Annotated in this window: 1 pseudogene; it reads left to right on the top strand. The window is 61.3% G+C overall.

Annotated features, from left to right (window positions below):
* Positions 1 to 149 precede the first annotated feature (149 nt).
* Positions 150 to 496, top strand: a pseudogene (locus tag HOC_RS22335) (relaxase/mobilization nuclease RlxS); the annotation flags it as partial.

The raw sequence follows: 496 nt of genomic DNA, 5'->3' as shown, positions 1-496 counted from the left end.
AGATATAAGGATGTGCGTACACGCCCATCCAGGTCATTGTCTGCACATCATTTTTTCGTATGCCTTTGCAGGCAATCGATACAGACTGAATGTCGTCATGCTTCTGAATACATGCGCGATTTTCTGTCATACGCCGGAAGAGCCGGTCCGTGAGCGGGCAGGATGATTTTACACCCAGACTGGGCCGCCTGCGCGACCTCGGCGCAGGCAGTATCAGGCGCGGATCTTCAGCCATACGGAAGGTCGCTGCCCGGCTGAATGCGCGTGCCGCTCCGACCGGATTTCGGGGGAGGCATATCGGACGCGGAAATGGCGCCCTTCCGTCTGCCGCGCGGACACCTCGCGGCTTTGCGGCGCGGCACATGCGACGGGTCACCGTGAAAGTGCATATAGCACGGGCAGGGCGCGTCGGTGGCAGGCAGGCCTTTGGCGCGCATGTCCGCTATGTCCAGCGCGACGGGGTCAACCGGGACGGCAGGCAAGGCCAGCTCTATGA

The organism is Hyphomonas oceanitis SCH89 (assembly GCF_000685295.1).
Classification (GTDB): domain Bacteria; phylum Pseudomonadota; class Alphaproteobacteria; order Caulobacterales; family Hyphomonadaceae; genus Hyphomonas; species Hyphomonas oceanitis.
Note: the sequence above shows the minus strand (reverse complement) of the source record. Positions and strands in the feature narration are given on the sequence as shown.